20 protein-coding genes and 1 pseudogene are annotated in these 22,247 nt (G+C 31.4%); 20 read left to right on the forward strand and 1 reads right to left on the reverse strand.

All coding sequences use genetic code 11. The features are described 5' to 3' along the window. Positions 1–24 precede the first annotated feature (24 nt). The 13 genes from HMPREF2597_RS00415 to wecB (HMPREF2597_RS00475) all read left to right on the forward strand — a co-directional run bounded on the left by HMPREF2597_RS00415 (position 25) and on the right by wecB (HMPREF2597_RS00475) (position 14,497). On the forward strand, positions 25–1,824 hold the full coding sequence (locus HMPREF2597_RS00415; RefSeq protein WP_070817103.1) for a polysaccharide biosynthesis protein: 1,800 nt from the start codon (positions 25–27) through the stop codon (positions 1,822–1,824). A 10-nt stretch (positions 1,825–1,834) separates the two neighbouring features. After that, on the forward strand, positions 1,835–2,857 hold the full coding sequence (locus HMPREF2597_RS00420; RefSeq protein ID WP_002478501.1) for a nucleoside-diphosphate sugar epimerase/dehydratase: 1,023 nt from the start codon (positions 1,835–1,837) through the stop codon (positions 2,855–2,857). An 11-nt stretch (positions 2,858–2,868) separates the two neighbouring features. Beyond that, complete coding sequence (locus HMPREF2597_RS00425; protein WP_002478502.1) at positions 2,869–3,978, forward strand: polysaccharide biosynthesis C-terminal domain-containing protein; 1,110 nt, start codon at positions 2,869–2,871, stop codon at positions 3,976–3,978. Positions 3,979–3,982: 4 nt separating this feature from the next. Continuing rightward, entirely contained in the window at positions 3,983–5,110 is a 1,128-nt protein-coding gene (wecB, locus tag HMPREF2597_RS00430; protein WP_002460630.1) for a non-hydrolyzing UDP-N-acetylglucosamine 2-epimerase, read from the forward strand. After that, positions 5,107–5,730 carry a CatB-related O-acetyltransferase gene (locus tag HMPREF2597_RS00435; protein WP_002460628.1) on the forward strand — a complete coding sequence of 208 codons (624 nt, stop codon included), beginning with the start codon at positions 5,107–5,109 and terminating at the stop codon, positions 5,728–5,730. Before wecB (HMPREF2597_RS00430) ends, HMPREF2597_RS00435 begins: the two co-directional genes overlap by 4 nt. Positions 5,731–5,740: 10 nt before the next feature. Beyond that, positions 5,741–6,856: a glycosyltransferase gene (locus tag HMPREF2597_RS00440; protein ID WP_002478503.1), complete on the forward strand. Its 1,116-nt coding sequence runs from the start codon at positions 5,741–5,743 to the stop codon at positions 6,854–6,856. Positions 6,857–6,872: 16 nt separating this feature from the next. After that, entirely contained in the window at positions 6,873–8,054 is a 1,182-nt protein-coding gene (locus tag HMPREF2597_RS00445) for a lipopolysaccharide biosynthesis protein (RefSeq protein ID WP_002478504.1), read from the forward strand. Positions 8,055–8,059: 5 nt separating this feature from the next. Further along, the gene (locus HMPREF2597_RS00450) at positions 8,060–9,322 is read left to right on the forward strand and encodes an O-antigen polymerase (RefSeq protein WP_002478505.1); all 1,263 of its coding nucleotides are present in this window, start codon (positions 8,060–8,062) and stop codon (positions 9,320–9,322) included. A gap of 23 nt (positions 9,323–9,345) precedes the next feature. Continuing rightward, positions 9,346–10,554 (forward strand): glycosyltransferase family 4 protein, encoded by a 1,209-nt coding sequence (locus HMPREF2597_RS00455; protein WP_002478506.1) that lies wholly within the window; start codon positions 9,346–9,348, stop codon positions 10,552–10,554. A gap of 1 nt (position 10,555) precedes the next feature. Next, the gene (locus HMPREF2597_RS00460; protein WP_002478507.1) at positions 10,556–11,113 is read left to right on the forward strand and encodes a sugar transferase; all 558 of its coding nucleotides are present in this window, start codon (positions 10,556–10,558) and stop codon (positions 11,111–11,113) included. Beyond that, positions 11,113–11,982 carry an NAD-dependent epimerase/dehydratase family protein gene (locus HMPREF2597_RS00465; protein WP_002478508.1) on the forward strand — a complete coding sequence of 290 codons (870 nt, stop codon included), beginning with the start codon at positions 11,113–11,115 and terminating at the stop codon, positions 11,980–11,982. The genes HMPREF2597_RS00460 and HMPREF2597_RS00465 overlap by 1 nt, the downstream gene beginning before the upstream one ends. 61 nt (positions 11,983–12,043) lie before the next feature. Continuing rightward, positions 12,044–13,315, forward strand: a complete 1,272-nt coding sequence (locus HMPREF2597_RS00470; protein ID WP_002478509.1) for a nucleotide sugar dehydrogenase — start codon at positions 12,044–12,046, stop codon at positions 13,313–13,315. A gap of 42 nt (positions 13,316–13,357) precedes the next feature. Beyond that, a complete protein-coding gene (gene wecB, locus HMPREF2597_RS00475) occupies positions 13,358–14,497 on the forward strand; it encodes a non-hydrolyzing UDP-N-acetylglucosamine 2-epimerase (protein ID WP_002478510.1) in 1,140 nt (379 codons plus the stop codon). Between the two features lie 185 nt (positions 14,498–14,682). On the opposite strand, the gene HMPREF2597_RS00480 is transcribed toward wecB (HMPREF2597_RS00475), so the two are convergent. Then, the gene (locus HMPREF2597_RS00480; protein ID WP_002478511.1) at positions 14,683–16,131 is read right to left on the reverse strand and encodes an alkaline phosphatase; all 1,449 of its coding nucleotides are present in this window, start codon (positions 16,129–16,131) and stop codon (positions 14,683–14,685) included. A gap of 218 nt (positions 16,132–16,349) precedes the next feature. Here HMPREF2597_RS00480 and HMPREF2597_RS13000 point away from each other — a divergent pair. From HMPREF2597_RS13000 to HMPREF2597_RS00515, 7 genes and pseudogenes are all read left to right on the forward strand, one after another. After that, positions 16,350–16,454: pseudogene (locus HMPREF2597_RS13000) on the forward strand (hypothetical protein); the annotation flags it as partial. Positions 16,455–16,669: 215 nt separating this feature from the next. Then, positions 16,670–17,335: a response regulator transcription factor gene (locus HMPREF2597_RS00490; RefSeq protein ID WP_002460617.1), complete on the forward strand. Its 666-nt coding sequence runs from the start codon at positions 16,670–16,672 to the stop codon at positions 17,333–17,335. 5 nt (positions 17,336–17,340) lie between these two features. Next, a complete protein-coding gene (locus tag HMPREF2597_RS00495) occupies positions 17,341–18,249 on the forward strand; it encodes a sensor histidine kinase (protein ID WP_002478513.1) in 909 nt (302 codons plus the stop codon). A 105-nt stretch (positions 18,250–18,354) separates the two neighbouring features. Then, entirely contained in the window at positions 18,355–19,104 is a 750-nt protein-coding gene (locus HMPREF2597_RS00500) for an ABC transporter ATP-binding protein (RefSeq protein ID WP_070817104.1), read from the forward strand. A gap of 22 nt (positions 19,105–19,126) precedes the next feature. Further along, complete coding sequence (locus HMPREF2597_RS00505) at positions 19,127–21,088, forward strand: FtsX-like permease family protein (RefSeq protein WP_225307314.1); 1,962 nt, start codon at positions 19,127–19,129, stop codon at positions 21,086–21,088. Between the two features lie 41 nt (positions 21,089–21,129). Beyond that, a complete protein-coding gene (locus HMPREF2597_RS00510; RefSeq protein WP_002478516.1) occupies positions 21,130–21,579 on the forward strand; it encodes a DUF4064 domain-containing protein in 450 nt (149 codons plus the stop codon). A gap of 86 nt (positions 21,580–21,665) precedes the next feature. Then, entirely contained in the window at positions 21,666–22,145 is a 480-nt protein-coding gene (locus HMPREF2597_RS00515) for a DUF4064 domain-containing protein (protein WP_002478517.1), read from the forward strand. Positions 22,146–22,247 lie beyond the last annotated feature (102 nt).

Below are 22,247 nucleotides of genomic sequence, written 5' to 3' on the forward strand. Positions count from 1 at the left end.
TGATGGATGAGGAGATGAAAACATGTGAACAAATTAAATGCTCGAGTAAGGCTTTTTGCTTTAATTATAATAGACTCGTTGATTGTAGCATTTTCAGTTTTTATTTGTTATAACATTTTGGAGCCTTTTTTCAAAGGATACGCCAATAAAATTCTAATTTTGACTTCAATATTGCTATTAATCGCGCATCATGTATTTGCTTATATTTTTAACTTATACCATCGTGCATGGGAGTATGCCAGTGTAAATGAATTATTAATCATAGTAGAGTCAGTGACTTGTTCTATTTTAGCTACAGTCATATTAGTTCCAGTATTTACGGGGCACCCACCGTTCTTTAGATTATATCTTATTACATGGATGATGGTGTTAATATTAATCGGAGGTTCCCGTATTTCATGGAGAGTGACACGAAAATTTGTCGTTGGCAAACATCAAAAGAAAAAACCAACCCTTATTGTCGGGGCTGGACGAGGTGGTTCTTTACTTATTCGCCAAATGTTAAGAAGTCCTGAAATGGGGCTAGAACCGGTATTGGCAGTGGATGATGATCCTCAAAAAAGAAAACTCACCATAGCAGACGGTGTAAAAGTACAAGGGACAATTGATGATATCCCTAATTTAGTAAATAAATTCCGCATTAAGCGTATTATTATTGCTATTCCAACACTCAAGCCTAATCGCCTAAAAGAAATTAACGATATTTGTAATAGCACTGGCATAGAATTGTTTAAAATGCCTAGCATTGAACAAGTATTAGTTGGTGAACTAGAAGTTAATCAATTAAAACGTGTAGAGGTAGAAGATTTACTTGGGCGTGAACCAGTTGAATTGGATATGGCTATGATTTCAAAAGAACTAACGCATAAAACGATAATGGTTACCGGTGCTGGTGGTTCGATTGGCTCTGAGATATGTAGACAAGTTTGTAAGTTTGAACCTGATTGTATTCTGTTATTAGGGCACGGCGAAAATAGTATTTATCTTATTCATCAAGAATTAAATGCAATTTACAAAGATAAAATTAGAATTATTCCAATTATAGCCGATGTACAAAATCCAGAACGCATTCAAGATGTGATGAATCGGTATAAGCCATATGCCGTATATCACGCTGCTGCGCATAAACACGTACCTTTAATGGAATACAATCCAATTGAAGCATTTAGAAATAACGTTTTAGGTACACGAAATGTCGCGATAGCTGCTAAAACTGTAGGGGTCAGAAAATTCGTCATGATTTCTACAGATAAAGCTGTAAATCCACCAAATGTGATGGGCGCGTCAAAACGTTTAGCTGAAATGGTTGTTCAAAGTTTAAATGAAGAAAATAGTAAAACCGATTTCGTAGCTGTTCGTTTTGGTAATGTATTAGGTTCACGTGGTTCAGTAATCCCATTATTTAAAAAACAAATTGAAGCTGGTGGTCCAGTTACAGTAACACATCCTGATATGACGAGATATTTCATGACGATTCCAGAGGCTTCAAGACTTGTGTTACAAGCTGGTGTCTTAGCACAAGGTGGAGAAATATTTGTTTTAGATATGGGCGAACCTGTTAAGATTGTTGATTTAGCAAAAAATTTAATTAGATTAAGTGGAAAATCCGAAGATGATATTCAAATTAAATTTACTGGTATTCGTCCAGGTGAAAAGATGTACGAAGAATTACTGAATGAAAATGAAATACATCCTGAGCAAGTTTATGAAAAGATTTATAGAGGCAAAGTAAGAAACTTTTCTAAAGACGAAGTAGAAGCAATCATCAATGATTTAGTGAAAGATTTTAAGAAAGAAAAAATAATCAAAATTGCTAATGATTAGGAGACTTAATATGTTTAAAGATAAAGTGCTACTAATAACTGGAGGAACAGGGTCATTTGGAAATGCAGTTATGGAAAGATTTCTTGATACTGATATTAAAGAAATAAGAGTTTTCTCCAGAGATGAGAAAAAGCAAGATGACATGAGAAAAAAATACAACAATGCCAAATTAAAGTTCTATATTGGAGACGTAAGAGATTCGCATAGTGTTGAAACTGCAATGAGAGATGTTGATTATGTGTTTCATGCCGCTGCATTGAAACAAGTTCCATCTTGTGAGTTTTTCCCTATGGAAGCTGTAAAAACGAATATTATTGGAACAGAAAATGTACTTCAAAATGCAATTCGTAATAAAGTGAAAAAAGTCATTTGTTTATCAACAGATAAAGCTGCTTATCCGATTAATGCGATGGGTATTTCAAAAGCAATGATGGAAAAAGTCTTTGTTTCCAAATCTAGAAATGTTGATGGTGAGCAATCATTAATTTGTGGTACGAGATACGGTAATGTTATGGCATCAAGAGGGTCAGTTATTCCATTATTTATTGAAAAAATAAAAACAGGTGAGCCTTTAACAATAACAGATCCTAACATGACACGATTTTTAATGAGTTTAGAAGAGGCAGTTGAACTCGTAGTACATGCATTTAAATATGCCAAAACGGGTGACATTATGGTTCAAAAAGCACCAAGCTCAACAGTCGGCGACTTAGCTGAAGCGCTATTACAATTGTTTGAAGCGGATAATGAAATAAAAATTATTGGCACAAGACATGGTGAAAAGAAAGCTGAGACACTTTTAACTAGAGAAGAATATGCACAATGTGAAGATATGGGAGATTACTTCCGTATCCCAGCAGATTCTAGGGACTTAAATTATAGTAACTATTATGAAGATGGTAATAAAGAGATTACAGAGGCATACGAGTATAATTCTGATAATACGAATATATTAACAGTAGAAGAAATTAAGGAAAAATTATTATCTTTAGAATATGTAAGAACTGAATTAAGTAACTATAAACAAGGTTAGGTGGGTTTACATTGAAAATCGTTATAACTGGCTCGAATGGTTTTGTAGGAAAGAACTTAAAAGCAGATTTGAAAGCAACTACAGATAATGACATTCTTGAAATTAATAGACAGACTGACGCAGAAGATGTAAAAAAATATTTGTTAGAAGCTGATTCAGTTGTTCATTTAGCAGGTATCAACAGACCACAAAATGAAGTTGAATTTAAAGAAGGCAATGTTGATTTTCTGAAAGAAGTATTAGACATCCTAAAAGATAATCCGAAGAAGCCAGATATTATTTTATCTTCGTCTGTTCAAGCGGAAAATGATAATCCATATGGAAACAGTAAACGCCAAGGTGAAGCAGTACTTGAACAATTTTCCAAAGATAATGGTAATAATGTGTTAATTTATCGTTTGCCTAACTTATTTGGTAAGTGGTGTAAGCCAAACTACAATTCTGTTATTGCAACATTTTGTTACAAAATCGCTAGAGATGAAGAGATTCAAGTGAATGATAAAAATGTAATACTTAAGCTTAACTACATTGATGATGTTGTCAAAGAATTTGAAAACGCGATTAATGGTAAGCCAAATATAGAAAATGGCGAGCCTAAAGTTGCCAATGTCTATGAGGTTAAATTAGGTAAGATTGCTGAACTTTTATTTCAGTATAAAGAAATTCCAAACGATAAAGCACTTCCTAATACCGAAGATCCGTTTGAAAGAGCATTGTATAGCACATTTTTAAGTTATTTACCTAAAGAAGACTTTAGTTATCCTTTAAAAATGAATGTAGACCACAGAGGCTCTTTTACAGAAGTTTTTAAAACAAAAGATAGAGGCCAAGTTTCAGTTAACATTTCTAAACCTGGAATAGTAAAAGGCAATCATTGGCACCATACTAAAAATGAAAAATTTTTAGTAGTTTCGGGACAAGGAGTGATTCGTTTTAGAAAAGTTGACGACGATGATGTTATTGAATATTACGTTTCAGGAGATAAGTTGGAAGTGGTTGATATTCCAGTTGGTTACACACATAATATCGAGAACTTAGGCGATACAGATATGGTGACTATCATGTGGGTAAACGAAATTTTTGATCCAAATAATCCAGACACATACTTTTTGGAGGTCTAGTTGAATGAAAAAATTAAAATTAATGACAATTGTTGGTACAAGACCAGAAATTATTCGATTATCTGCAACAATTAAAGCATGTGATAAGTACTTTAACCAAGTACTAGTCCATACAGGGCAAAATTATGATTACACACTAAATCAAGTATTCTTTGAAGATTTAGAGTTAAGAGAGCCAGACTATTATCTTGAAGCGGTAGGTAATCATTTAGGTGAAACGATGGGAAACATTTTAGCTAAATCATATGAAGTGTTAGCAAAAGAACGCCCAGATGCATTACTTATTTTAGGCGATACAAACAGCTGTTTAGCAGCGGTATCAGCCAAAAGATTAAAAATTCCAGTATTCCATATGGAAGCGGGGAATAGATGTTTCGATCAAAATGTACCTGAAGAAATTAACCGTAAAATTGTCGATCATGTCAGTGATGTTAATTTACCTTATACAGAACATAGCCGACGCTACTTATTAGATGAAGGTTTTCCAAAGCAAAACATTTTTGTTACAGGATCTCCAATGAAAGAAGTATTAGAAGAATACTTATATAAAATTGAGGAAAGTGATATTTTAACAAAATTAGAATTAGAACCTCAAAATTATATATTAGTATCTGCACATCGAGAAGAAAATATTGATAATGAAGCAAACTTTTTATCACTTATGAATGCGATTAATGATATTGCAGAAAATTACCAAATACCAGTTATTTATTCAACACATCCAAGAAGCTGGAAAAAGATTGAAGAAAGAGAATTCAAATTTCATCCATTAGTAAGACAACTTAAGCCATTTGGATTTTTTGATTACAATGCACTACAAAAAAATGCTTTTGTCGTACTATCTGATAGTGGCACACTATCTGAAGAATCATCAATTTTAAAATTCCCAGGTGTGCTTATTCGAACATCAACAGAGAGACCAGAAGTTTTAGACAAAGGTACCGTGATAGTTGGAGGCATTGCATTTAATAACTTAGTACAATCCGTAGAGCTTGCAAAAGCAATGGAAGAAAACAACGAACCTATGATTGATGCGATTGATTACAAAGATACAAACGTGTCAACAAAAGTCGTTAAAATTATACAAAGTTACAAAGATATCATTAACCGTAATACTTGGAGGAAGTTATGATAAATAAATTAATGGGTTTATTAAAGTCATCTTCGTCAAAAGAAAAAAATGTAAAAATTAACAGATTAGCATATGTTACTAATTCTACTTTTAAAGGTAATAACTATGTAGACAGATTTTGTAAAATCAGAAATTCAACAATTGGAAAATATAGTTACATTGGTTTTGGAAGTGATTTTAATCATGTTGAGATAGGAAACTATTGCTCAATTTCATCAGATGTAAAAATGGGTTTAGGAAAGCATCCATTAGAATTTTTTAGTAGTTCACCTATCTTTTATTCTAATAATAATCCTTTTGGTATTAAAGAGGCCTATTTTAAATTTGATGACAGCCCCAACAAGACAATTGTTGGACATGATGTTTGGATAGGTGCTAATGTCATTGTTCTTGATGGTATACAAATAGGGAACGGAGCCGTGATAGCAGCTGGTGCAATTGTTACTAGAAATGTTGAACCATATGAAATCGTAGGTGGTGTGCCTGCTAAAACGATCAAAAAAAGGTTTGACGATGAGACAATTAATAAATTGCTTGAAAGCAAATGGTGGTTAATGAGTCCTAATGAACTTAAATCAAAAAACTTTTCACTAACTAACTTAAAAGTTTCAAGAGAATAGGAAGAGATAAATGAAAATTTTAAATATAGTGTCTAGCAATATTGTTCAAGATCCTAGAATTTTGAAGCAAATGGAGACGATTAAAGGTATAACTAATACGCATTTAATGATTGGCATGAATAATAAAAATGTAACAAAAGAGCGGCTTGATAAACTAGATTTTCAATATAAGTTATTTGGAGAAAAAAGTGAAATCACTTCAATCTTTAGTAAACTCTTGAAGCGAATTAATTTTACTAAGAATGTAATAAAACAAATTAAAAAATATCAACCTGATGTTATACATGCCAATGATTTTGATGTTCTTCTAATGGTTTATTTAAGCGGGTATAAAAATGCCAATATTATTTTTGATGCTCATGAAATATATGCTAAAAATGCTTTTATAAATAAATATGCGATGATTTCTAAAATTGTAGAAATCATTGAAAAACATATTGTAGCTAAAAGAGTTGATGCTTTTGTTACAGTGAGTCATGCAGCAAAATCATATTATTTGAAAAAAGGCTATAAAAAGACACCTCACGTTATTACAAATGCTCCTATTTTAGATGAAACGATAAAATCAAGTGATAATAATAATGATATTAAAGAAGTTATTTATCAAGGGCAAATTGTTTCTAATCGTGGATATGAAGAATTTGTGAAAGCTGCTGCAATTCAGGATAATACGAAAGTTAATTATGTGATTAGAGGATTTGGACCACAAGAAGATGAAATTAAGAAACTCATTAATTCAGAAGCAGCCAATGTAAGACTAGATAAGCCAGTAGAAATGAAAGACTTGGTTAAAAAGTTAACTGAAAGTGACATCGGTGTCGTATTGACTAAGCCAGTATCTATAAACTATGAATATACAGTTTCTAACAAAATATTTGAATGCATTCATGCAGGATTGCCGGTTATTTTGTCACCAGTTAAAGAGCATTACTATCTTAATGATAAATATAATTTTGGAATTGTTATTGATGATGTGACACCTGAAAAAATAGCCGAAGCTGTTAATAAATTAGCCACTGATGACAAACTATATCATGAATTACGACAAAATGCGATTAAAGCTTCTAAGATACTAAGCTGGCAAAATGAAAGTGAAAAATTGAAAGAATTATATTTAAATATATAAAAGTTCTGGTGAAGTTATGAATAAATCAAAAGATTTTATATTCAGTATTTTGTCCAATGTAATACTTATGATTCTATTACAGCTTGTCCTTTTGCCTATTTACGCAAAAATACATACACCACAAGAATTTGGAGCATTTATTTTACTATTAACATTGGTAAATATTATATCGCCTATCTTAGGGAATACACTTAATAATATAAGACTAATAAACAAAACCAATTTTAACTTAATTGAATCAGAGTATTTATGTTTGGTAATAATAGGGTCATTCATTGTAATGATAATTACGATGATCTATTCATTTGTTAACGTATTTTCTTTGATGGATACTATTTTTTCTGGTTTATGGGCAGCATTTCTATTAATAAGAAGCTACTTATTTGTCTATTATCGATTAGATTTTCGATTTAAGTCGCTACTATATATAAGTATAGCTGTAAGTTTTGTTATGCTCATAGGCGGTGTGAGCATGTATTTTATGCATGTTTCCATATTTATCGTACTTTTTGCAAGTGAATTCATTATGACTATATTAATGATTATTGATTATCGAAGAAAGTTTGAAAATTTTAGACTTAAATTCTTAAATAATGAAGATTTTAAAAATTATATAGAACTTATAGGTGCTAATTCAGTATTAAATTTAATAAATTATTCTGATAGAATATTGCTGAATTTATTCTTAGGGACTATATATGTTCCTTTATTCTTTGTTGCAACTACTATAGGAAAAATATCTAATTTATTGATTAATCCTATTGTCACAGTGTTATTAAGCTATGAGGTTGATAGTAAAGGACAAGATACAATAGAGAATGTGAAAAAGGTATTTAAAATCATTATGGTTGTTTCAATTATGATGTCAATTGTCATTTCTATCGTTTCATGGGTTTTCATTTATGTATTTTACAATGAATATATAAGTAAAGTTCAAGCCTTAATCTTCTTAGCTAATTTAGGGGTGATATTGATGTCCAGTACTGCAGTATTACAAATTAAATTAGTAGCTAACAGTCAATTTAGGAATAACTTAATGATCAACGTAATGACTTTAATCATCATTGTTTTATTTAGTGCAATTTTAGTGCAATTTTTCAACGTATATGGGTATGCGATTGCTTTAATCATTTCTGCAATGTATAAGCATTTCGCCATTTACCATAAAGTTATGAAGATAATTCCAAATAAAGGGTGACTTGTGTGACTATTTTTTTATTTGTAATCATATCCGCTGTTTATGCAGTATTTCTATTAAGGTCGAATTTTAGATTTATAAGTTTGCTCTTTTTAGCTGTTTTTAGTATTAGTTTCTTACTTCCTGTCATAGTTGATAAGCCTTTTAATTATCAGGTTTATTTAGATGCAGGGGGTTATAGCTATACCAATAAACTATATTTACTAGCTTTAATTGTGTTTGTAATTAGTAATATTATTGTTCATTTCATGAATATTAAATTTAAAGTTAGAAATGTTTTAATAATGAAAAAAGAAAACATTAATAATATCTATCCTATTTATATCGTGGCGACAATAATAGTGATAATGTTAACAGGGCTAAATATAATTACAAGTGGTTCCACATCAACACTTGAAAGTAGTTCTATTGTAAAAATGTTACAAGGATCAGTATTGATGGGATATTTATATTTATCCTATTTATATCTCTTTAATTCTAAGAATATGAACGATAGAATAAAGAGTTTGATATTGGTACTTATTAGTGTCGCTTTAGTAGCAATATTTATTTTTGGTCGACGCATTCTAATTTATCCAACTATCGCGATTGTCGTTCTTTACATATACAAAAGAGGTAAAACGCCTAGTCTAGTTAAATTATCAACGATTGCGTTAGGAATCATTTTAATCATATTACCGTTAATGATGAGTATAAGAACGTTAGGTATTAAAAAAGGATTTGTGAATTTTAAAGATATTTTATTTGGTGATTATAATAAATATTTAGACTATTTAGCGTTAGGTACAGATGTAACTTATTCATATTCCTTAGCTTCAATATTAACGAATTATCATGTTCATATTAGTATATTAACGTTGTTCAAACCTTTATTTATTTTTATACCAAGAAGTATTTGGCCTAACAAACCAGGTGCCCTTTCAGAAGAAATAGTAAAGCAATTGAATTTACCCTTTGATAAAGGAATGTCAATTCCGCCTGGCTTTGTAGGAGAATCTTATTTATACTTAGGCGTTTTCGGTATTATTTTAGCAAGTGTAATCTTTGGAGTATTTTGTGGTTTAGCAGATCAATATAGTTTGAGTTTGAGAGCTACTAAAGATGGATGTCATAGTATAAATTTAATTTTAATAACTATTATATCTATTCAATTAATTATGGGGTCAGTTAGAGGCGATACTGCAACAAATATTCAAGAAGCATTTTATTTATTTATCCCAATGTCATTAATGTTTTGGTTATCTAAATTTAAGATAAAATATAAATAAATATTAAAATTTCAGGTGATTAAATGAAAAAGAAAAAATTATTAATATTATGTCAGTATTTTTATCCTGAATACGTTTCTTCTGCTACTTTACCAACGCAAATGGCTGAGGATTTAGTAAAAAAAGGTATGTATGTAGATGTTATATGTGGATGGCCGTATGAATATAGCAATGAGAAGCAAGTTGAAAAGAATGAGAATTACAAAGGCATTAATATAAAAAGATTAAGATACTCAAAATTTAATAATAAGTCCAAATTTGGACGAATATGTAATTTCTTTTCACTATTTCTAATGTTTATTTTTAAAATGCCCAAGATGTTGAAATATAATCATATATTAGTGTATTCCAATCCTCCAATATTACCGTTAATCCCGGATATTTTGCATCGCGTATTTAAAAAGCAGTATTCATTTGTAGTGTATGATATTGCACCTGATAATGCTTTGAAAACCGGAACTACTAGACCGGGTAGTTTAATTGATAGATTAATGAAATATATCAATAAACATGTGTATAGCAATGCGGAAAACGTTATTGTTTTAGGAACTGAAATGAAAAATTATTTATTACAAAATAAGATTTCAAGTAAGCCTGATCGGATACATGTCATTCCTAATTGGTATACAGAATCAGAAGACGATAAAGTTCATAATATAGAATTCCGTGATTTAAGAAATCAATATGACAAAATTTTGCTTTACAGTGGAAATATGGGACAACTTCAAGATATGGATACTATTATTGATTTTCTTAAATTAAATAAGGAAGATAATAAAACACTAACAATTTTATGTGGTCATGGTAAGAAATATCAAAAAGTTAAAAATTCAATTGAATTCAATCATATCTCAAATGTCAAAATTTATAAATTTTTAACTGGCACTGATTATACAGACGTATTAAAAATTGCCGATGCGTGCTTTGCTTCATTAGTTAAAGAAGGTGTTGGCTTAGGTGTGCCAAGTAAAAACTATGGATACTTGGCAAATAAGAAGCCTTTAATTTTAATTATGGATAAACAATCAGACATTGTTAAGCAAGTTGAAGCTTACAATGCAGGTATTCAAATAGATAACGGAGCAGCACAAGATATATATAACTTTGTAACAAGGCATTCAAGAGAGGAATTAAAAGAATTAGGGGTCAACGCGTATCAATTGTTTAAAGATAAATATACAAGAGAACATAATACAACAAAATATTATAACTTATTGAATGGAGGAAATTAATGTGAAAAGAGCTTTCGACTTATTTTGCTCAATATATGGTTTAATTGTAGCAGGGCCTTTTTTACTTATTATAGCGTTACTAATTAAATTAGAGTCACCAGGCCCAGCTATTTTTAAGCAAAAAAGACCAACACTAAATAATGAGCTTTTTAATATCTATAAATTTAGATCGATGAAAATGGATACTCCTAATGTAGCAACAGATTTAATGGATCCAGCAGATTTTATTACTAAAACTGGTAAATTTATTAGAAAAACATCAATTGATGAGTTACCTCAATTACTAAACGTGTTAAAAGGTGATATGTCCATTGTAGGTCCTAGACCAGCACTTTATAATCAATATGAACTTATTGAAAAAAGAACAAAAGTAAATGTTCATACAATACGACCGGGTGTTACTGGGTTAGCGCAAGTAATGGGTAGAGATAATAATACTGACGATCAAAAAGTAATGTTTGACAAATACTATTTAGAAAACCAATCATTTTTATTAGACATGTATATTATTTATAAAACAGTCATTAATACAATCTCATCAGAAGGTGTTTCTCACTAATGAGTAAAAACATTTTAATTACAGGAACTGGTGGATATGTTGGCAGTCATTTAGCGAATAGTTTAGAAAAATCAGGAAATAAAGTAAGTAGGTTAAGTGTAAGAAATTCACTATGGGAAAATCAAAGTTTTACAGACTATGATGTCATTATTCATACTGCTGCATTAGTTCATAATAATGATCCCAGTGCACAACTTGAAGATTATTTTAGAATAAATATGCATTTACCAAATAAATTAGCAAATAAAGCTAAAAAAGATGGAGTTAACCAGTTTATATTCATGAGTACAATGGCTGTATTTGGAGAAGATGGAGTAATCGGTAAAAATATTGAAATTACTGATCCAATGAAGATAAAACCTATAACAGATTATGGTAAATCAAAAGCTAAAGCAGAAGAGAAACTGCTTAATATCTCTAGTTCTAGCTTTAAAGTTGTAATTATCAGACCACCGATGATTTATGGGGAAGATTCACCAGGTAATTTCACCAAACTAAAAAAAGTGGCAAAACTATTACCAATAATTCCTAACATTCATAACTATAGAAGTGCACTATATATCAAACATTTAGAACAATATGTCAACGAAATTATTACGCATAAAAAAGCAGGTATCTATCATCCTAAAGATGAATTTGAATTTAATACAACAAATGTCATAAAAGAGATTCGTAAAAACGAAAATAAAAGCACGATTTTATTACCAGTTCCAAAAACGATTTATCCCTTATTAAATAAAGTGAAATTTATTACCAAACTTTATGGCAATTTGGTGTATGGCAAAGATTTATATTTAAGTGAAGAGAAAATAAATATTAATCAACAAGAGTTTGAAAATATTATCAAAGATATCATGAATAAAGATTAATACTTTGTAAATTTTACGTGTGAAACATATATAAAATCTGTGTTTAATGGAGGGTATTAAAATGAAATTAACAGTTGTAGGATTAGGATATATTGGATTGCCAACATCAATTATGTTTGCTAAACACGATGTAGATGTATTAGGTGTAGATATCAATGACAAAACAATTGATAGTTTACAAAAAGGTAAAGTAAACATTGAAGAACCAGGTTTACAAGAAGTATTTGAGGAAGTACTTGAAAAAGGGACTTTAAAAGTTTCTACAAAACCAGCGGAAGCAGATGCTTTTATCATATCAGTGCCAACCCCAAACAATGATGATGAATATGAATCATGTGATATATCAATCGTGTTAAATGCAGTAAATAGTGTCTTACCGTATCTTAAAAAAGGTGACACGATTATAGTAGAATCAACAATTGCACCACGTACAATGGACGACCATGTTAAACCTTTAATAGAAGATAAAGGGTTTACTGTTGGTGAAGATATATACTTGGTACATTGTCCAGAGCGTGTGTTACCAGGGAAGATATTAGAAGAATTAATTTACAACAATCGGATTATTGGTGGGGTAACGCCGAATTGTGTTGAAGCGGGTAAACGTGTATATAGTACCTTTGTTAAAGGAGAATTGATTGAAACAAATGCACGTACAGCTGAAATGAGTAAATTAATGGAAAATACTTACAGAGACTTAAACATTGCTTTGGCTAATGAAATTACAAAGATTAGTAATCATTTAGATATTAATGTATTAGATGTAATTGAAATGGCAAATAAACATCCTCGGGTCAATATTCATTCACCGGGACCAGGTGTGGGTGGACATTGTTTAGCGGTAGATCCATACTTTATTATTGCAAAAGACCCTGAACACTCACCATTAATTCAAACTGGAAGAAAAGTAAATCGTTCAATGCCTCATTATGTTGTTGAGCATGTCAAAAGAATATTATCTGGTATTAATCACGCTAAAATTGCCGTGTTTGGGTTAACATATAAAGGTGACGTTGATGACATAAGAGAATCCCCAGCACTAGATATTTATCATTTATTACAAGAGGAAAATTTTGAAGTTACGGCTTATGATCCACATGTGGAATTGGACTTTGTTGAAAGAGATATTAACAAAGCTACTGAAGACGCATCACTTGTACTTATTCTTAGTGACCATTCAGAATTTAAAGAACTTAGCGATGATGATTTCAAACTTATGAAAAACAAAATCATATTTGATACTAAAAATGTTGTTAAATCAAACTTTAATGATTTATCTTACTTTAACTATGGTAATCTATATAAAGCAAGAGATATAGAGCTAAATAATTAAGCGAATTGTAATTTAATAATTCAACTAATAAGGTGGATGTAAATGAAAAAAATAATGACTATTTTTGGTACTCGTCCTGAAGCGATAAAAATGGCGCCATTAGTTAAAGAATTACAAAAAAGTAAAAACTTAAAACCGGTAGTCGTCATTACTGCGCAACATAGAGAAATGTTAGATAGTGTTTTAAACATATTTGATGTCATACCTGATCACGATTTAAACATTATGAAATCGAATCAGACATTAGCTGAGCTTACTTCTAGAATTACTACTAAACTTGATGCAGTCATCAAAGAAGAAGAACCAGATATGGTGCTCGTGCATGGAGATACGACGTCTACATTTGTAGGTGGATTAACAGCTTTTTATAATCAAATACCTATAGGTCATGTTGAAGCTGGTTTACGTACATGGAATAAGTATTCGCCATTTCCTGAAGAAATGAATCGGGTTATGGTTGGAAATATGGCAGATTTAAATTTTGCGCCTACTGACAAAGCAGCAGAGAATTTGAAAAAAGAGAATAAAACAGAAGAAAGTATCGTAGTAACAGGTAACACTGCAATTGATGCTATGAAGACTACAATTAAAGATAATTATCAGTCAGAAATTATCGAAAGACATAGTGATAAAAAGATAATTTTATTAACGGCACATAGAAGAGAAAATATTGGCACTCCGATGCATAATATTTTTAAAGCAATTCAAAAGCTTGTTAATGAATATGAAGATATCGTTGTTATTTATCCAATGCATAAAAATCCTAAAGTAAGAGAAATTGCTCATCAATATTTAAAAAATAACGCAAGAATTGAGTTAATTGAACCACTTGATGTCATTGACTTCCATAATTTTGCTAATAAAGCATATTTAATTCTTACGGATTCAGGTGGTGTGCAAGAAGAAGCACCATCTTTAGGTAAACCGGTATTAGTATTAAGAGATACAACTGAGCGTCCTGAAGGTGTGAGTGCAGGAACATTAAAAGTGATTGGTACTACTTTTGATTCTGTTTTAAAGGAAACGAAAAATTTGTTAGAAAACAAAGATGAATACATTAAAATGAGTAAAGCAAGCAATCCATATGGTGATGGAGAAGCTTCAAGAAGGATTTGTGAAAATATAGAATTTTATTTTGGATTAAGAAAAGCACTTCCTGCACCTTTTAAAAGTATTTATTAAGCACATTGCTAAATGTGAGTGTTTAAAATTTTTAAATAGAACGATATTTGATATATAAATATTAAAATCAGGTTGCGATATAAATGTCTTTGACAAGTTGAATAAGGCAATTTCTATTGAAAGTTAATAGAAATTGCCTTATTTATTATAGAACCGAATTCATAATGAATACTGTCTTACTCTCATTAATTAGCATTATTAGCTAAGAAGGCGAAAATATTTTTCGCACTATCTGTGTTATCTTTATTACCTAAGAATTTGTCCTCACCTGGGCCGTAAGCATAAGTATTCACATCTTCTCCAGTATGACCGTAAGTTGTCCAACCAGTATGTGATTCATCGTTAATTGGTTTTTGAATTGCATCTTGTAACTTCGTCGTTGCTGCAGCAAGTTTTGGATCTTTTTCATTTTTCACTTTTGATTTAACTTCTTTAAGTTCTTTTGCTGCTTCTTTGACTTTATCTAATTGATTATCTGGGAAGTTGATGCCATAGCCTTCTTTAATGACGGTTTCAGGATCTTTGCCATCAGCAATCTGCTTTGTCATATAGCTACCAGAATGTTTCATCTTACGTATTGCTTCCGGATTCCACACATAGTCTTTACCTTTTGCAATAGATAAACCACCAGTTGAATGATCTGCTGTAGCTACAACTAATGTATCTTTATGTGTGTTGGCATAGTTGATTGCATTTTGGAATGCTTTATCAAATCCGCTCATTTCAGACATCACACCAGTAATATCGTTAGGGTGACCAGATTTATCAATAGAGGCACCTTCAACCATTAAGAAGAACCCTTTATTATTTTTTTCAAGTTTAGATAATGCACTATTTTCCATATCAACTAATAATGGATTTTGTTGAGGTGCATCTATTTGTAGGGGCATATCTTTTTCAGCAAATAAGCCTAATACTTGATTGCTTTGAGAATGTGCTAAGTCTGTTTTATTTGTGACATAATCATAGCCATCATTTTGGAATTTTTTAGTTAAATTACCATTGTTTTTACCAAAGTATTTAGAACCACCGCCTAAGATGACATCTACTTTGTGTTGGCCATTAATTTTATCATTATAAAATTGTTGCGCAATCTCGTCTTTTTTATCTCGACTGTCAATGTGTGCAGCATAAACGGCTGGTGTCGCATCTGTAACTTCAGCTGTTGTCACTAAGCCTGTAGATTTGCCATTTTCTTTAGCTTGTTCTAGTACAGATTTAAGTGGTTTTTTGTTCGTGTCAACTGAAATGGCGCCATTGTAAGTTTTATGTCCAGTAGCGAAAGCTGTACCACCAGCGGCAGAGTCTGTAACATTTTCTTTTGGATCATCGGGATTTGTACGGTTAGTCCCTTTAAGGTATTTATCAAAGGCAGTTTGATCTAACTCTTTTGTTTTTGGGTTATCTGCATAGTAACGGTAAGCTGTGTTATAAGCGGGGCCCATACCATCGCCGACCATAAAGATGACGTTTTTAGGGTTTTTCGTGTTACCCATCGCCATCATATCATTTTGGGGATTGGCTGGACCTTCACCACTTCCAGATGCTTCGGATAGTTGACTCGTACTTAAGAGTGCGGCAGCTGCTATTGTTGTAGCTAATGTAGCTTTTCCTATTTTATTGAATACTCGCATGCTTTGATTATCCTCCTAATTTATATGTAAAGGTGTACTACAAATTCAGTGTATGAAATTAACGTTGAGTTTATGTGGGTTTATCGTTAAGAAAATGTAAATTGTATAGGGGGATCATTGTTAGAAAAGGGGATGACATGCGTGTTATTTTTGATTAAAAGATGTAAAATGTGGGATGAAGAAAAATATATTTCTCACTAGGAGAGGAGTTAATCATTATGATTCTTGTTATGCTATCACCCATTTTAATCATATTATTTATTGTAATGGGTATTTTCGAAGAACGTAGACGTAATAAAAAGCGTAAGGAACAGCAAGATAAAACTGTATCCAAATTCGAACAAGGACCACCACCAAAAGATGGAGAATTTGCCTCTAGATATTATAAAAATGAAGAAACAACACAAACTGCTCACAATAAAGAAGAAAATCAACCAGAAGAAAGCACAAAAAATCAAGAAAAATAGCGGGGCTCTAATAGAAAGAAAATAAAAATTTACAATACCAGTTGAGTTCTTGCTTATAAAGGAGTGTTGTTATGAGGATTATGATTGTTGAGGATGATGTTGTGATTCGCGAGAGTTTGGCTGGTGAACTGATGAAGTGGAATTATGATGTGGTTGCTGTAGATACCTTTGATGATATTGTGTCTTGGTTCGTAAAGTATGAACCAGATTTAGTGTTGTTGGACATTAATTTACCTACATTGAATGGATTTCACTGGTGCCAAGAAATTCGCAAATCGTCAAATGTACCAATTATTTTTATTAGCTCACGCACGGATAATATGGATCAGATTATGGCGATACAAATGGGTGGAGATGACTTTATAGAAAAACCATTTAATCTGTCATTGACCATAACAAAGATTCAAGCTTTGCTTCGTCGAACTTATGATTTAACTGTGAATCATAATGAAACGACAGTTCGTGACTGTAAGTTGATTATTGATGAAGCAACGCTTTATTACAAAGAAGAATCGGTACATTTATCATTTACAGAGTTACAAATTATTAAAATGCTGTTTGATAATCAAGGTAAATATGTCAGTCGCACAGCGTTAATTGAAAAATGCTGGGAGTCTGAACACTTTATTGATGACAATACGCTTGCGGTAAATATGACACGCTTACGCAAAAAACTTAATTCTATAGGGCTTGAAGATTTTATTGAAACAAAAAAGAATATAGGATATAAGGTTTAACGCCAATGACAATGTTCTTTGACACAATTAAGCGTGAACTGATCATCACCGCAATGGCATTAGTTGTTTTTTTAGTAATCTTTTTTGTCTTTAATTTGCCCTACTATGCCTACTTTTTAGGAAGTGGCATTATGTTATTTATCATGGTTATTTATTGGTTTATCGCATTGAGCGAGTTTAAAAAGCAACAACGATTGACATCTCAACTTAAAGTGTTAGAACAAGAAGTTCAACAATTAAAAAGCAAGCAAACGCAATACCAAAATGACATCGAAAGCTATTTTCTTACTTGGGTACATCAAATTAAAACACCGATCACTGCCTCCAAACTATTACTCGAACGTAATGAAGACAATGTTGTTAACCGTGTCCGACAAGAAATAATTCAAATTGATAATTACACTAGTTTAGCTTTAAGCTATTTAAAATTAATGAATCATGAAACTGACATGAGCTTTACTAAAGTAACTGTCAATGAATTGGTTAAGCCATTAATAATGAAATATTCAATACAATTTATCGATCAACATACACGTATACATTATGATCGCTCAGATGAAGAAGTATTGACAGATGTGCAATGGGCTTCCATTATGATAGAGCAAATTTTGAATAATGCACTAAAATATGCTCGTGGTAAAGATATTTGGTTAACTTTTGATAAAGATATAAACGTACTGTCTATCAAAGATAATGGTGTGGGTATTAGTACTGCTGATTTACCGAAAATTTTTGATAAAGGTTATTCTGGTTATAATGGTCGTTTAAATGAGCAATCAACTGGTATTGGATTGTTTATAGTAAAACATATATCGAATCATATTCATCATCAAGTAGAAGTAGATTCTAAGCTAGGTCAAGGTACGACATTTAAGATTTATTTTCCTAAGGTAGATAAAATGAATGAACTATAGCACAGAATAATTCATATCTACACTTCTGTAAGTTCAGAGGTGTTTAATGATGCATTTAAAGTAAATGAAATTAGCAATTATGCAGGTATTTTAGGAGGATTCAAGTTGTTACTTGAGGTTAAAAATGTAAAGAAAATTTATGGCAAAGGTCTTCACAAAACGACTGCATTAAATGGTATGACCTTTAATGTTCAACAAGGAGAATTTGTAGCAATCATGGGTGAGTCAGGTTCTGGAAAAACGACGTTACTTAATGTGATTGCTACATTTGATAAAATTAACGAAGGTAGTATTAGAATTGATAATCGGCAACTCAATCATATTCGTCATAAAGAAGTTGCTCATTTTAGAAGAGAAACATTAGGTTTTGTGTTTCAAGATTTTAATATGCTGCCAACTATGTCAAATAAAGATAACATTATTATGCCGCTTGTCTTAGCCAATCGTTCACACAAAACGATTGATGCTCGGCTTGCGCCGTTAAGTCAACAATTAGGTATTGAGCATATATTAGATCAATTTTCTTATCAAAGTTCAGGTGGTGAACAGCAACGTGTCGGAATTGCTAGAGCATTAATAAATCAACCTAAGCTACTACTTGCTGATGAACCCACTGGCGCTTTGGATTCCAAGACATCTAAACAAATTATGAGGTTATTTCAAAAGATTAACCAACGTCAGCAAACCATACTGATGGTTACGCATTCTAATATTGATGCCTCATATGCCAATAGAGTACTTTTTATTAAAGATGGCCGTGTTTATCATGAAATATATCGGGGTGAAGAAACACAATCAGATTTTCAACGGCGTATTGCTGATAGCTTGGCGATGTTAAATGAAAGAGGTGAATGATTTGACGTTTAAGATGTTGGTCATGATGACGACTCGACAGTTTAAGGCACAACGTCATATGATTATTCCATATATGCTAGCACTTAGCGCAATGTTCGGTATGGAATTTATATTATTATCATTAGGATTTAATGACGATGTTCGACGTCATCATTCAGTCTTACCTTATTTTATTTATATAGGCAATGCTTTTATGTCAATATTCATCGTAATATTTGTACTTTATGCCAATCGATTTGTCATGCGCCATCGTCAACATGAATTTGCATTAAATATGATTCTAGGTATGGAAAAGAAACACATTCGTGTCTTATTGTTTATTGAAGCCATCTATCAGACATTTGTCATTGCACTACTAAGTATTATAGGTGGGTATCTCTTTGGTGCCATTTCATTTATGCTGTTGAATAAATTGATGAAACAGACGACTACACGTCTTATCATCTATCCATTTGATATAACGGCAATGTCGTATATGTTAGTTGTTTTAATAGGAACAATGATACTACTGTTCATTATTAATAATGTAAGATTAACGATGCAAAGCCCTATCGAATTAATACAAGCTCAGCATAAGAGAGAAAAGCCATTATCCAAATTTGTTACATTCATTTTGCTCTTGATTGGTCTTTTAACGTTAGGATTAAGCTACTATAGTGTACTCGAACCTAAAACATTATTAGGTTCTTTTAACCGAATATTCATTGCTATCATTTATTTGATTATTTCAATGTATTGCTTATTTTTGTCACTTATGCCATTAATCTTACAAGTCTTGCAACGATATAAACGACTGTATTATCAGCAAAAGTATTTCTTTACGTTGTCAGGCTTAGTAGTACGAATGCGCTCTAATGCAGTAAGTTTAGCGAGCATGACTTTATTATGTACTTTTTTATTAGCGACGTTATCGATGTGTGTAGCAGCATATCGAGGTGTAGAAGATCGCATAGATAGTTTGATGAAAAATCAATATCGTGTCGATTTCCTTGGAGATATGTATCAAAGTGAAAAAATAAAAGATACTGTGACCCGCTTTGAACAAGATGTGAGGAAAAAGGCAAAGGTAGATCAATTTAAACCAATCGTTTCAAGTATGCAAGATGTGAAAGTCAATGAGGCCACAATAGAATATAATCAGCAAAAAAATGTGTATAAAAATGGAATTTCACGTTTCACAATTGCTCAGTTATCTGATTTCAATCGATTTACAAAGCAACAGATAACACTTAAAGATAATGAGATTGCTATTGATGGTATGGGGCCTTTAATCAAGAAAAAGAAATTAACTATTGCAGGTCATACATATCAAGTTAAACACGTAAAATTAAATGGGTTCGGTATAAATAGAATTGCTGATGGTTATAATATTATTGTTAAAAATGAAAGACAATTCAATAGCATAGTCAACTTATTAGCTAAAAATAAACAATCTTATCACGCACCAGCAACCGAAGACGTAACCACTAGTATTGAGTTTAATTTGCTTACTGATAATAAATCACAATTTAATCAAATGATTCCTAAGTTAGAACATAAATACAAAAATGCAACGATTCAACGTAAAGATGAGTTTACCAACATATTCTATCAAGTCAACGGGGGATTAGTTTTTATTGGTATTGTTGTATCAATCATACTATTAATAGGTACATTTTTAATGATGTATTTTAAACAAATTGCCGAAGGTTATGAAGATCGCGAAGATTTTAGAACTATGCAGCAACTTGGTATTGAAGATAAACGTATTCAACAGACGATTCAACAACAAATGCGTTATATTTTTATTGTGCCGCTCATTGTTGGTACGTTTCATACATTAATTGCGTATAGATTAATCAAGCAACTAATGACCGGAATAGGTATTGAAGGTTGGGACCTCTTTGCCACAAGTTATGTTGCAGTTTTAGTTGTTTTTGTTGGAATTTATGGCATAATATATCGTATAACATCAAAAATATATTATAAAATGATTAAAATTTAAAGGAATACTTTAATAAAAAGATTAAGAAAGGATTTACTTTTATGGATCGAGTTGCTGAGACAACGTTAACCAGTATCGGTATAGTGCTACATATATTGTATATGCTAATGATATTACTAATCAAAGCTGTACTACCATTATTTTTGAGCAGCATTTTAATATTTTTACTTCCATTTTACTTATTATTATATAATAACTGGGATGGGTTTAATGACGGTGTCGAACACATAGCTAACTCTTTACTTGTTATGGGAATGATCATAACTATTTTATCGCTTATAGCTGTGTTTATTATTGCGAAAAAGCCTAAATTTGCAAGCGCCATTTTATTTTTTACGACGCTATTAGCACTATTTAATATGAACTGGATTTCCGGATTATTATGGCTGATTTCTGCGATAATGCTACTCTCAAGAAAGCCTAAAGATATTAAAAAACGGCAATATGCGTTGCAACAGGAGAAACAGCAAACGATAGATAGGTTGCAATAACCATTCATTATCACATCATATCTTTGACAAATATTGAGTGTAAAGCACCATTCTTAAAAGTAAAGTCAACTTTTAGGAGGTTAATAATGATTAAACGAACTGTAGAAACCGTTCTAACATGGTCTGGAATTATTTTGCATGCGGTATACTTTTTCATTTTATTACTTATGTCATTAATTTTTACAAATGATGATTTTAAAAAATTTATGATTATGAAAGAAATACAAAGACCAGATGAAAATGTAACCTTGTCTGAAGCGGTAATGTCTGTTAATGTTCTTTCAACACTTGTAACGATTCAAGCTATAATAAACATCGTTATATTAGTTTTAGCAATTATTGGAGTAATCTTTATTCATAGAAGAACAAATGTATCAGCGATATTACTTATTATTGCAGCAGCATTATGTTTGTTGAACGCGAGTTGGGTAGCGTTTGTCTTGTGGCTTATCGCAAGTATAATGTTATTTGCGAGAAAACCAAAAACGCAATATGACTACAGTTACAACAACATGTCTAATCCATCTCAGGAAGACGCAAACGATAATGAACATAGTCAGAGTTAAAATATTTGACAGTTAATAGATTTAGAAGCTAACAATCGTCAAAGTCAATCATCACAATATGATTGTAAGTATTCAATTGGTGGTATTTCTATACAAAATGAA

The organism is Staphylococcus sp. HMSC063A07 (assembly GCF_001836955.1).
Classification (GTDB): domain Bacteria; phylum Bacillota; class Bacilli; order Staphylococcales; family Staphylococcaceae; genus Staphylococcus; species Staphylococcus lugdunensis.

Coding starts and splice junctions, on each gene's coding strand:
- HMPREF2597_RS00470 (WP_002478509.1), top strand. CDS start 12,044: ATGAAATTAACAGTTGTAGGATTAGGATATATTGGATTGCCAACATCA.
- HMPREF2597_RS00435 (WP_002460628.1), top strand. CDS start 5,107: ATGATAAATAAATTAATGGGTTTATTAAAGTCATCTTCGTCAAAAGAA.
- HMPREF2597_RS00445 (WP_002478504.1), top strand. CDS start 6,873: ATGAATAAATCAAAAGATTTTATATTCAGTATTTTGTCCAATGTAATA.
- HMPREF2597_RS00510 (WP_002478516.1), top strand. CDS start 21,130: ATGGATCGAGTTGCTGAGACAACGTTAACCAGTATCGGTATAGTGCTA.
- HMPREF2597_RS00440 (WP_002478503.1), top strand. CDS start 5,741: ATGAAAATTTTAAATATAGTGTCTAGCAATATTGTTCAAGATCCTAGA.
- HMPREF2597_RS00480 (WP_002478511.1), bottom strand. CDS start 16,131: ATGCGAGTATTCAATAAAATAGGAAAAGCTACATTAGCTACAACAATA.
- HMPREF2597_RS00495 (WP_002478513.1), top strand. CDS start 17,341: ATGACAATGTTCTTTGACACAATTAAGCGTGAACTGATCATCACCGCA.
- HMPREF2597_RS00420 (WP_002478501.1), top strand. CDS start 1,835: ATGTTTAAAGATAAAGTGCTACTAATAACTGGAGGAACAGGGTCATTT.
- HMPREF2597_RS00505 (WP_225307314.1), top strand. CDS start 19,127: ATGATGACGACTCGACAGTTTAAGGCACAACGTCATATGATTATTCCA.
- HMPREF2597_RS00455 (WP_002478506.1), top strand. CDS start 9,346: ATGAAAAAGAAAAAATTATTAATATTATGTCAGTATTTTTATCCTGAA.
- wecB (WP_002478510.1), top strand. CDS start 13,358: ATGAAAAAAATAATGACTATTTTTGGTACTCGTCCTGAAGCGATAAAA.
- HMPREF2597_RS00515 (WP_002478517.1), top strand. CDS start 21,666: ATGATTAAACGAACTGTAGAAACCGTTCTAACATGGTCTGGAATTATT.
- wecB (WP_002460630.1), top strand. CDS start 3,983: ATGAAAAAATTAAAATTAATGACAATTGTTGGTACAAGACCAGAAATT.
- HMPREF2597_RS00490 (WP_002460617.1), top strand. CDS start 16,670: ATGAGGATTATGATTGTTGAGGATGATGTTGTGATTCGCGAGAGTTTG.
- HMPREF2597_RS00465 (WP_002478508.1), top strand. CDS start 11,113: ATGAGTAAAAACATTTTAATTACAGGAACTGGTGGATATGTTGGCAGT.